The following is an 11,119-nucleotide window of genomic DNA, read 5'->3' on the forward strand; positions in this document are numbered from 1 at the left end:
ACGGGGCCGACGGGGGTGGTCCCGTGCCACCGTTCCTCTCGGCTCCGTTCCCTGGTAGAGGAGAGGAGCATGAGACGTATCCGCTTCGCCCCGCGCCCCGCACTCCGTACCGTCCCCGTACTCCGTACCGCCGCCGTGCGCACCGCCCCCGTGCTCGCCGCCGCGGCGTTGCTGACCCTGGCCGTGGCTCCCGTACAGGCACAGCCGCCAGGTCAATCGCCGGCCACCGGCACAGGGCAGGACCAGCCGTCCTCCACCGGCGTACGGGCCGGGCACGGCGGCCACGGACCCAAGGCGCCCGAGGAGTTCGTGGCCCTGCGCGATGTCGCCCCGACCATCCGGCAGGAGATCCGCTACGTCACCCCGCACAACTTCGTCGGCGAGCCCATCGACGGCTACCGCAAACCGCTGTGCCTCGTCACCCGCGACACCGCCAAGGCCCTCGCCACGGCGCAGCGCTCCCTCCTCAGGCGCGGCTACACCCTGAAGGTCTACGACTGTTACCGCCCCCAGCGCGCCGTCGAACACTTCGTGCGCTGGGCCAAGGACCTCGACGACCAGCGGATGAAGGCGGAGTTCTACCCCCGCGTGGACAAGTCCCGCCTGTTCGAGGACGGTTACATCGCGGAGAAGTCCGGCCACAGCAGGGGCAGTACGGTCGACCTGACGCTCGTGCGGCTCCCGGCGAAACCCACCCGCCCCTACGAGCCCGGCGAACCCCTCGTTGACTGCGCAGCGCCCAAGGGCGAGCGCTTCCCCGACAACTCCGTCGACACCGGCACCGGGTTCGACTGCTTCGACACCCTCTCGCACACGGACGACCCCCGTATCCAGGGCAAGCAGCGCGCCAACCGCCTCCTGCTGAAGAACACCCTGGAGAAGGCCGGCTTCGCCAACCTCCCCGAGGAGTGGTGGCACTTCACCCACAAGCCGGAGACGTTCCCCGACACCTACTTCGACTTCCCCGTCACCCGGCGCTCCCTCAGCCACCCGCACTGAAGCCGCCACGCGCGTTCCCTCGCCTTCCCTCGCGCTCGCGTTCCTTCGCGCTCCCTCAGCCGCGAGCACCGGCGGGACCGCGAGTACCGAAGGTGCCACGCGCGCCGGCGGGACCACGTACACCCATGGGGCCACGTACACCCACGGGGTCACGCACACCGAGCGGAATGTCCGCTTCCCGGCTGTACGGTCCCCCGCCGTACGACACCCCGGTGGATCGGCCGCGGACAGCCGCGGACAGCCGCCTACCGGGCGACGACCGGGCGTTCGGCCGGGCGCCCGCCCGGGTCTACGCGCATGTACCGACCGCCGTACCGGCCGCGCGTCTGATCCACACCTGCCGTAGGTTGGGCGTCAACAGGCGGACCGAAACACGGAGTTCCACATGTCAGACGACTCGTCGCCCGACCGGCGGACCCCCGGGGTCAACACCACCGTGGCGCACTCGGCACGGATCTGGAACTACTGGCTGGACGGCAAGGACCACTACGACGTGGACAGCCGGGTCGGCGAGGTGATCAAGCGGGCCTTCCCCGACATCGTGCGGATGGCGCGCGCCGACCGGGCCTTCCTCACCCGCGCGGTGCGGTACCTCGCCGACGAGGCGGGCATACGGCAGTTCCTGGACATAGGTACCGGGCTACCGACCTTCGACAACACCCATGAGGTCGCCCAGCGCGTGGCCCCCGAGTCGCGGATCGTCTATGTGGACAACGACCCCCTGGTGCTCGCGCACGCCCGCGCCCTGCTGACCAGCACGCGCAGGGGAGCAACCGACTACATCCAGGCCGACGCACAGGCACCCGACGCCATCCTGGAAGCGGCGGCGCGCACCCTGGACTTCACGCGCCCCGTGGGGATCGTGATGCTGGGCATCACGCACTTCCTGCTCGACGACTACGAGGCCAAGCGGATCGTGGACCGGTTGCTGTCGGCCGTGCCCTCCGGCAGCTACCTCGTGCTCTCGCACGCCACCGCCGTCGTGAATCCCAAGGGGATCACCGAGAGCGTGCGGCACTGGAACCGTTACGGCAGGCCCAAGATGTACCTGCGCAGCCCCTCCGAGATCGGCCGCTTCTTCGAGGGCCTGGAACTCCTGGAGCCAGGAGTGGTGTCCTTCCCCCACTGGCGCCCCGACGCGCACGGGCCGAACGAGAGCGCGGAGGTGGACGGCTACTGCGGCGTCGCCCGCAAGCCGTGAGGCTCCCAAGCCGTAGAGCCCGAAGGCCGTAGGGCCCCAAGCGGTAACGGCGGCTCCCGCAGAGGGCGGTGACCGCAGCATGAACGCGCCGCCGAATCGGGGTAGTTGACGCCTACGCGCGGCCATATGCCTCTGGTAGGGGCTACGTTGTCCCGGAGATCACGGCGAACCCGGACACCGCGAAGGTCACGCGCGCACACGATCGGGCAATGACCGCGTACACGACCGGGCAACGACCGCGTACACGAACGCGCACACGACAAGGAGAGCCCTCATGGCGGACGGACACGGCGAGGACGCCGTGCTGCCCTCGATCGACGAGACCGTGCCGCACTCGGCGCGCATCTGGAACTACTGGCTCGGCGGCCGTGACAACTACGCCGTCGACCGCGTGGTCGGAGACGGTATCCGCCGCGTGAACCCGGAGATCGTCGAAATCGCCGTCGCCCAGCGGGCCTTCCTCTGCCGCGCCGTACGCCATCTCGCCGCAGAGGCGGGCGTCCGGCAGTTCCTCGACATCGGCACAGGGCTGCCCACCGTCGACAACACCCATGAGGTCGCCCAGCGCGCGGCGCCCGAGGCCCGCGTCGTCTACGTCGACAACGACCCGCTGGTTCTCGTACACGCCCGCGCCCTGCTCACCAGCACACCCGAGGGCGCCACCCGCTATCTGTACGCCGACGCGCGCGACACCGGCGCCATCCTCGACGGGGCCTCGCAGACGCTCGACCTCAGCGAACCCGTCGCCCTGATGCTGCTCGGCGTCACCGGCCACATCACCGACGACCAGGAGGCCCAGGCGCTCGTCACCCGCCTCATGGACGGGCTGTCCCCTGGCAGCCACCTCGTCCTCTGCGACGACACCGAGGTCGTCAACCCGCGCGCCATGCGCCGGATGATCGAGGAATGGAACGCCACCGGAGACAGCCCCCGCGTCAACCGCACCCCTGACCAGCTCGCGCGCTTCTTCGACGGCCTCGAACTCCTCGACCCCGGCCTGCTCTCCATCTCCCACTGGCGCCCCGACCCAGACCTCCCCGGCACCCCCGCCGAGGTCGACGACTTCGGGGGAGTGGCCCGCAAACCATGACCTGGACCATGAAGGGCCCGTAATAGGCGCTGCAAAGAGGTCACCCGCACCCATAGGCCCACCAGAGGCAAACGGCCACCCGCACAAGGCCGCCGCTGCAAAGGCCGCTGGCTGCAAAACGGCCTCCCGCTACGCCTCCCCCGATCCACCCCGCACCCGCACCGCGTACCCCACAGCCACACCGTCGTCCCGCTCCACGGTGACCCCGCCACCGGAACCACCCACTCCCGGCCCGGCGCCACCGCCACCGACACTGGTACCGCCACCTGCACCGATACCGCCACCGGCACCACCGCCACCGAGTGATCCCGCGACGGCACCCCCGTGCCCGCTCCCGCCCCCACGCACCGTGAACCGCTCGGCGTCCGGCCGGTCCCAGCCCTCGCCCGGGTCCGGGATCAGCAGGCCGCTGCCCGTACGGCCCGGCGCCGGCGGCCACACCTCCAGCTCCGTCTTCCCGTCGGCGCCCAGCACGGGAACAGCGGCCCCCGCGCGCGCCAGCACCGGGATCCGCGACAACGGCGCCTCCACCCGCACCGTGCCTGGCCCCTCGTGGGCACGCCCCGTCGCGGTGTCGTACCACCGGCCGCTCGGCAGCCGCACGGTGCGCGCGCGCACACCGGGTTCCATGACCGGAGCCACCAGCAGCGCGTCGCCCAGCAGGAACGCGTCCTCGCAGTCGCGCAGTTGCCGGTCCCTCGGGTGCTGCCACCACACGGGCCGCACATAAGGCGCTCCGGTACGGTGCGCGAGCTGCGCGAGCGTGACGAGGTACGGCAGCAGCCGCTCCCGCTCGGCCAACGCGGCCCGCGCGTGCTCCAGTACCTCGTCACCGAACTCCCACGGCTCCCGCCGCCCCGCCCACTTGGCCGCGTGCGTACGGAACAGCGGCAGATAGGCGCCCAACTGGAACCACCGCAGATACAGCTCGGGCGAGGGGCTTCCCGTGAACCCCCCGATGTCGGGCCCCGAATACGGCACACCGCACAACCCCATCCCCAGCACCAGCGACAGCGAGGCCCGCAGCCCCTCCCAGGCCGTCTCCACATCCCCTGACCAGGTGCCCCCGTACCGCTGCATCCCCGCCCAGCCCGACCTGGAGAAGACGAAAGGCCGCCGCTCGGGCCGCAGTTCGCGCAGCCCCGCGTAGCCGGCCTTGGCCATCGTCAGCCCGTAGACGTTGTGCGCCTCCCGGTGGTCGCCGCCCCGCCCCTCCAGCGCGTGCCGCGCGGAGAGCGGCAGCGTACGGTCCCCGGCGGTACCGAAAGCGGAGAGCACAGCCGGCTCGTTCATGTCGTGCCACACCCCGGAGAACCCCTGCGCCAGGCGCTCCCCGTACAGCGCGCCCCACCACTTGCGCACCCTCCGGTCGGTGAAGTCGGGGAAGACCGCCTCTCCCGGCCACACCACGCCCCGCACCTCACGTCCCCGCGCGTCCCGTATGAACACACCGGCAGCCGTACCGCTGTCGTAGACCGGATTCCCGGGCTCCGCCTTCACCCCGGGGTCGACTATCGACACCAGCCGCACCCCGTCCCCGTACAGGTCGGCGGCCAGCCCCGGCAGGTCGGGGAAGCGCTCCTTGTCCACCGTGAAGACGCGGTGCCCCCTGTAGTGGTCGATGTCCAGGTGCAGCGCACGCAGCGGCAGCCCACGATCCCGGTAACCGGCGGCGACACGGCGCACCTCGCTCTCGCTCCCGAACCCCCACCGCGCGTGCTGGTGCCCCAGCGCCCAGCGCGGCGGCAGCGCGGGCGCCCCCGTCAGCGCTGCCCACCCGTGCAGCACCCGCGAGGGCGCCCCGGCCATCACCCAGCAGCGCAGCGGACCGCCACTCATCCGCACCTCGCACCGCGCCGGCCTGTCGTGCCCGGAACCCAGCCCCTCGACGCCCTCCCGCAGCGCCACCGTGCCGTCCCACGAGTTGTCGAGGAACACCAGATGCGTGCCCGCGTCGGCGACACTCAACAGGACAGGCATCGTGATGTAGAGCGGGTCCTCGTCCGCTGAGAAGGGGCCGGGGTCGGTGTTCCACAGCCGGTAGGGGCCCGCGCGCAGCCGCATACCAGCGGCCCTTCCGCCCAGCCCGAAGAACCGCGCGTCAGGCGGCAGTTCCGAGCGCTGCATCCACCGCGTACCGGCGCTCTCGCCCTCCCACCAGCGGGGCGGCAGATCACGCCGCAACAGCGCGCCACCCGGAGTCCGCACCTCAACGGCACCGTGCCGCGAGACGATCACCAGCATCCGCTCCGAGACCACACGCCAGCCGCCGTCCTTGTCAGGCTCCAGCGCCGCACGCGGGTCCGGCTCCGGACACGCGCCCGCCAGCGCGTACGACGGCTCGGGCTCAGCGCCGTCCCACCCCAGGAACACCGCGCCGCCCACGGTCACCCGTACACACAGCGAGGAGCGCGCGAACCTGACCACCCCGCCGCCAGGCCCCGGCTCTGCGCCCGCGGCCTCACCCGGCACCCGCGCCCGCTCCCCGCGCTGCCGCGGCAGCGCCACCGTGTCGGCGCGCCGTCTGCGCCACGCCGAACGCAGGGCCCGCACGCCCCGGCCCGTGCCGAACCCTGTCACCGACCGCACCAGGTCACGCGCGTCCATGCCGCTCAGCCTGCCATCGGAAACTGTCACCTGATGTGCTGTTCAACCGCCGTTCACCCCCAGGCCACCATGGTCCCGGCACACACACCACACCCGCCGGTGTGTGACCCCGACCCTGGCACAAAAGATGATCACGTGGCATCGTCCTGCCCAGCCAACACATACCCGCGCGCGGCACCGTGTGCGCGGATACGGCGCTGTCGGACAGAACGACGCGTACGAGCAGAGCCAGGGAGCAGCGATGACAGCAGGGCACAGCACCTCTCGACCCTCCGGAGAACCCGAGGCGCTCTGGCAGCCCGGCCCCGACCGCGTCGCTGCCGCCCAGATCACGCGCTTCCAGGCGTGGGCGGCCGAGCACCACGGGGCGCCCGCCGCGACCCCGGGCGACCCCGCAGCGAGCTACGCCGCGCTGCACCGCTGGTCCACCGAGGAACTGGCCGCCTTCTGGCGTGCCTTCGCCGAGTGGTCCGGCATCCGCTTCAGCACCCCGTACGACACCGTTCTCGCCGGCGAGGCGATGCCGGGCGCCCGGTGGTTCCCGGGAGCGACCCTCAACTACGCGGAGCACGCGCTACGCACCGCCGAGGACCCCGCACGCGCCGATGAGCCCGCGATCCTCCACGTCGACGAGACCCATGAGCCCACGCCCGTCACCTGGTCCCAGCTGCGCGGCCAGGTCGCCTCACTCGCCGAGGAGCTGCGCCGTATCGGCGTCCGTCCCGGCGACCGCGTCAGCGGCTATCTCCCCAACATCCCCGAGGCAGCGGTGGCACTGCTCGCCACCGCTGCCGTCGGCGGCGTGTGGACCTCCTGCGCCCCCGACTTCGGAGCGCGCAGCGTCCTGGACCGCTTCCAGCAGGTCGAGCCGGTCGTACTGTTCACCGTCGACGGCTACCGCTACGGGGGCAAGGAGCACGACCGCCGCGACACCGTCGCCGAGCTGCGCGCCGAACTCCCCACCCTCAGCGCCGTCGTCCACGTGCCCCTGCTCGGCACCCCGGCGCCCGAAGGCGCCCTGGAGTGGTCGGACCTCACCTCGGGCGACGCCGAGCCCCGCTTCGAACAGGTCCCCTTCGACCACCCGCTGTGGGTCCTGTACTCCTCCGGCACGACGGGATTGCCCAAGGCCATCGTCCAGTCCCAGGGCGGCATCCTCCTCGAACACCTCAAGCAGCTCACGCTCCACAACGACATCGGCCCCGGCGACCGGTTCTTCTGGTTCACCTCCACCGGCTGGATGATGTGGAACCTCCTGGTCTCGGGACTGCTCACCGGCTGCACCGTGGTCACCTACGACGGCAGCCCGGGGTACCCCGACGTCGCGGCCCAGTGGCGCGTCGCCGAACGCACCGGCACCACCGTCTACGGCACCTCGGCCGCCTACGTCATGGCCTGCCGCAAAGCCGGCATCCACCCCGGCCGCGACCTGGACCTCTCCCGCGTCAAGTGCGTCGCCACCACCGGCTCACCCCTCCCGCCCGACGGCTTCCGCTGGATCCACGACGAGGTGTCCGAGGACATGTGGATCGCCTCCGTCAGCGGCGGCACCGACGTGTGCAGCTGCTTCGCCGGCGCCGTCCCCACCCTCCCGGTCCACACCGGCGAACTCCAGGCGCCCTCGCTCGCCACGGCGCTCCACGCATGGGACCCGCAGGGCAAGCCCCTGATCGACGAGGTCGGCGAACTGGTCGTCACCAAGCCCATGCCGTCCATGCCGGTCCGCTTCTGGAACGACCCCGACGGCTCCCGCTACCACGACAGCTACTTCGACGTGTACCCCGGCGTATGGCGCCACGGCGACTGGATCACCCTCACCAGCCGCAACAGCGTCGTCATCCACGGCCGCTCCGACTCCACCCTCAACCGGGGCGGCGTCCGCATGGGCTCCGCCGACATCTACGAGGCCGTGGAACGGCTCCCCGAGATCCGCGAATCCCTCGTCATCGGCGTCGAACTCCCCGACGGCGGCTACTGGATGCCCCTCTTCGTGCACCTGGCCGAAGGCGCCGTCCTCGACGACGCGCTCCGCGACAACGTCAAGCGCACCATCCGCTCCGGCCTCTCCCCGCGCCACGTCCCCGACGAGATCATCGAGATCCCCGCCGTCCCCCACACCCTCACAGGCAAACGCCTGGAGGTCCCCGTCAAGCGCCTCCTCCAGGGCACCCCCCTGGAAAAGGCCGTCAACCCCGGCTCAGTCGACAACGTGGAACTCCTCCACCTCTACGAACGCCTGGCAGCCGACCGCCCCTGACACAAAAAGCCCCGCGCCCCCTGAAAAAGGGGCGCGGGGCTGTGTTTCCTGTGCAACTACGTTGCGTGGGCGCGACAAGCCATGGGGGTACCTCCCTGCTCGAAGAGCTCGGGGGAGGCGCCGCAGCCGACAAGCGGCCGAACCCGGCACAGGACCTACCCCGGCATCGTCACTCGCCGGACAGCACCGCCTGCGCGGCGGCCCGCGCATCGGGCCCCGCGTCCGTGGCCCGCGCAGCAGCCGCGGCACGCTCACACTGCGCCAGCGTGTGCTTCGCCAACTGCGCCCGTACGAACGGAATCGCGGACGCACCCATCGACAGGCTGGTCACCCCGAGCCCCGTCAGCACACAGGCCAGCAGCGGATCGGCCGCGGCCTCACCGCACACGCCGCAGCTCTTGCCCTCGGCCTTCGCCGCCTCGGCCGACATCGCCACCAGATCCAGCAGCGCCGGCTGCCACGGGTCCTGAAGCCGCGAGAGCGCCCCCACCTGACGGTCGGCGGCGAACGTGTACTGCGCCAGGTCGTTGGTACCCAGCGACAGGAACTCGACCTCCTGGAGCACCGAACGGGCCCGCAGCGCGGCCGACGGAATCTCCACCATCGCCCCGAACTTCGCCTGAAGCCCGGCCTCCCGGCACGCGTCGGCGAACGCCTTGGCGTCCGTACGGTCGGCCACCATCGGCGCCATGACCTCAAGGTAGACCGGCAGCCCCTCGGCCGCCTTCGCCAGCGCCCTCAACTGCCCCTGCAGAACGTCGGGGTGCTCCAGCAACGACCGCAGCCCCCGCACGCCCAGCGCGGGGTTCGGCTCGTCGCCCGGCGTCAGGAAGTCCAGCGGCTTGTCGGCGCCGGCGTCCAGCGCCCGCACCACGACGCGCCCCTCGGGGAACGCCTCCAGCACCTTCCGGTACGCCTCGACCTGCTTGGCCTCCGACGGCGCCCGCTCACTGTCGTCCAGGAACAGGAACTCCGTACGGAACAGCCCCACACCCTCGGCGCCCGCCTCCACGGCAGCCGCCACGTCCGCGGGACCGCCCACGTTCGCGAGCAGCGGCACCTTGTGTCCGTCCGAGGTAGCGCCGGGCCCCTTGGCGGCCTCGATCGCCGCCTTACGCTCCTCCGCGGCCCGCGAAAGACCGGCACGCTCCTGGTCGGAGGGGTTGACCATCACCTCGCCCGTGCTGCCGTCCACCGCGACGACCGTTCCCTCGGCCAGCTCGCCCGCACCGGGCAGCGCCACCACGGCCGGCACCCCCAGCGCCCGCGCGAGAATCGCGCTGTGGCTGGTCGGCCCGCCCTCCTCGGTCACGAAGCCCAGCACCAGCGTCGGGTCCAGCAGCGCCGTGTCGGCGGGAGCCAGGTCCCGCGCGATCAGCACATACGGCTCGTCGCTGTCCGGCACACCCGGCATCGGAACGCCCAGCAGCCGCGCGACGATCCGGTTCCGCACGTCGTCCAGGTCGGCCACCCGCCCCGCGAGGTAGTCACCGGCCTGCGCCAGCAGCGCACGGTAGGCGGCGAACGCGTCGTAGACCCCGCGCTCAGCGGTGCTCCCCACGGCGATCCGCCGCTCCACATCCGCGATCAGCTCCGGGTCCTGCGCCATCAGGGCCTGCGCCTCCAGCACGGCCTGCGCCTCACCACCCGCGAGATTCCCGCGCGCCACAAGGTCGGCGGCAACGGCCTCGACGGCCTGCCGTGCACGCTGCTGCTCACGCGGCGCCTCGTCACTGGCGATCTGCTTGGCCGGGGGCTCCAGTACGGCGGTACCCATGTGCCGGGCCTCGCCGATCGCCACCCCGTGGCTCACGCCCACGCCTCGAAGGGTTGTGTCCATCTCACCCGTCTCCGGTAGAAGCGGCGGCACCAGCCACCGCGGTAGTTCTCCGCCCGGCCCCCGCACGCGTCACGCGCGGGAAAGAGTAAGGAAAAAGGGGGACCGGGCCCGTGCTCAGCTCCAGCCGAAGAGCGGCTGTCCCCGCTCGATGTCGCCGTCCTCCACGAGGTCACCGAGCGAGTCGGCTGTCGCCTCCAGCGCGATGACCGGAGAAATCGGCGACTTCCCGGCCTCTTCAACGGCCGCCGGGTCCCAGCGCACCACGGCCTGCCCGCGGGCCACGGTGTCACCCTTGGCGGCCAGCAGCTCGAATCCCTCACCGTTCAACTGCACGGTGTCGATACCCAGATGTGTGAGCACCCCGTGTCCTTCGGAGTCGACGACCACGAAGGCGTGCGGGTGCAGAGACACCACGATCCCGTCGACGGGCGCCACCGCGTCGGTGCGCTCACGTACGGGGTCGATAGCGGTGCCGGGGCCCACCATCGCCCCGGAGAACACCGGATCGGGCACAGCGGGCAGACCGATGGCTCGTCCGGTCAACGGGGACGTAACGGTGGTCATGGGCGGCCTCCCAGGGGCGGAGTTTCGATCAGTCGCCGCCCCTACCTGTCCAGGGCGGCGCACCGTTCAGAAGCGTAAGTCATAGGAACGGAGCCTTCCGCACGAGCACACGGGTGCGCCGCCCCACTCCCCAGGAAAACCGATTTGCCTCCCCCTGGAGGGCCCTGTACTGTCGTACCCCTGCCCAACGCCGACGGCGCGGGCAGCACTCCAACAAACCCCCTTCTTTCCACCGTTGGACGGCTGCGTTCACTCGCAACCTGAATTCGGATCGGCGAAAAAGGTCTGGTAAAGTCGGAGACATCGAAAGGGCCCCGGTCCTTTCAAAACGGCCCGGAGGAAACCCGGAAGGGAATCCAAAGGAAGCGTCCGTTCTTTGAGAACTCAACAGCGTGCCAAAAGTCAACGCCAGATATGTTGATACCCCGACCTGCCAGTTGATCTGGTGGGTTGAGGTTCCTTTGAAAAAGTCCCTCCCTTGTGGAGGGCGATCAGCGAGGACGCTGTGAACCGGGGGATTATTCCTCTCCTGGTTCCGCTCTTCCGCGAATGAAGCATTCA

General features: G+C 71.0%; 7 protein-coding genes. 4 read left to right on the forward strand and 3 right to left on the reverse strand.

Features of this window, described 5'->3' with window-relative positions:
- The first annotated feature begins 69 nt into the window (after window positions 1–69).
- The 3 genes from NMN56_RS35530 to NMN56_RS35540 all read left to right on the forward strand — a co-directional run bounded on the left by NMN56_RS35530 (window position 70) and on the right by NMN56_RS35540 (window position 3,290).
- Window positions 70–999 (forward strand): M15 family metallopeptidase, encoded by a 930-nt coding sequence (locus NMN56_RS35530; RefSeq protein WP_274039333.1) that lies wholly within the window; start codon window positions 70–72, stop codon window positions 997–999.
- Window positions 1,000–1,384: 385 nt separating this feature from the next.
- On the forward strand, window positions 1,385–2,200 hold the full coding sequence (locus NMN56_RS35535) for an SAM-dependent methyltransferase (RefSeq protein ID WP_274039334.1): 816 nt from the start codon (window positions 1,385–1,387) through the stop codon (window positions 2,198–2,200).
- A 274-nt stretch (window positions 2,201–2,474) separates the two neighbouring features.
- The gene (locus NMN56_RS35540; RefSeq protein WP_274039335.1) at window positions 2,475–3,290 is read left to right on the forward strand and encodes an SAM-dependent methyltransferase; all 816 of its coding nucleotides are present in this window, start codon (window positions 2,475–2,477) and stop codon (window positions 3,288–3,290) included.
- 129 nt (window positions 3,291–3,419) lie between these two features.
- Here NMN56_RS35540 and NMN56_RS35545 read toward each other — a convergent pair whose 3' ends face one another.
- Window positions 3,420–5,897: a glycoside hydrolase family 31 protein gene (locus NMN56_RS35545; RefSeq protein ID WP_274039384.1), complete on the reverse strand. Its 2,478-nt coding sequence runs from the start codon at window positions 5,895–5,897 to the stop codon at window positions 3,420–3,422.
- Between the two features lie 241 nt (window positions 5,898–6,138).
- On the opposite strand from NMN56_RS35545, the gene NMN56_RS35550 reads away from it, so the two are divergent.
- Window positions 6,139–8,154 (forward strand): acetoacetate--CoA ligase, encoded by a 2,016-nt coding sequence (locus NMN56_RS35550; RefSeq protein ID WP_274039336.1) that lies wholly within the window; start codon window positions 6,139–6,141, stop codon window positions 8,152–8,154.
- 169 nt (window positions 8,155–8,323) lie between these two features.
- On the opposite strand, the gene ptsP is transcribed toward NMN56_RS35550, so the two are convergent.
- Both ptsP and NMN56_RS35560 read right to left on the reverse strand, forming a co-directional pair.
- On the reverse strand, window positions 8,324–9,994 hold the full coding sequence (gene ptsP, locus NMN56_RS35555) for a phosphoenolpyruvate--protein phosphotransferase (protein ID WP_274039337.1): 1,671 nt from the start codon (window positions 9,992–9,994) through the stop codon (window positions 8,324–8,326).
- 114 nt (window positions 9,995–10,108) lie between these two features.
- On the reverse strand, window positions 10,109–10,558 hold the full coding sequence (locus NMN56_RS35560) for a PTS sugar transporter subunit IIA (protein WP_274039338.1): 450 nt from the start codon (window positions 10,556–10,558) through the stop codon (window positions 10,109–10,111).
- Window positions 10,559–11,119: the final 561 nt, after the last annotated feature.

This window comes from Streptomyces iconiensis (assembly GCF_028657195.3).
GTDB lineage: Bacteria > Actinomycetota > Actinomycetes > Streptomycetales > Streptomycetaceae > Streptomyces > Streptomyces iconiensis.